This is a genomic window from Pseudomonas sp. BJa3 (genome assembly GCF_026343815.1).
Taxonomy (GTDB): Bacteria; Pseudomonadota; Gammaproteobacteria; order Pseudomonadales; family Pseudomonadaceae; genus Aquipseudomonas; species Aquipseudomonas soli.
The window spans coordinates 1-244 of the sequence record NZ_JAOXMC010000457.1 but is presented as its reverse complement, the minus strand read 5'-3'; the positions used below and the strand labels follow the sequence as shown (position 1 = coordinate 244).

Sequence of the window (244 nt, the reverse complement as noted above, 5' to 3'; positions counted from 1 at the left end):
CCGAACGGGCGGGCCTTGCCGAGCTCCAGGGTGAAGTACTAGGCATCGAGCTGCTCATAGGTGAAGGCGCTGAAGGTGATCGACGACTTGCTATGCAACAGCAACGCCTCCATACCGGCCGCCGCCAGACGCGCCAGCTCTCGGCGGGAGTGATGGCGGCCTTCCTTGTAGGGATACAGCTCGAACTGCACGATCTTCGACCCACGAAAGGCGGTATGCAGGTCGTAATGCAGGCGGGTGCGCT

General features: G+C 62.3%; 1 pseudogene. It reads right to left on the bottom strand.

From position 1 onward, the window contains the following. Positions 1–41: 41 nt before the first annotated feature. Positions 42–244 (bottom strand): annotated as a pseudogene (locus OH705_RS28405) (succinylglutamate desuccinylase/aspartoacylase domain-containing protein); the annotation flags it as partial.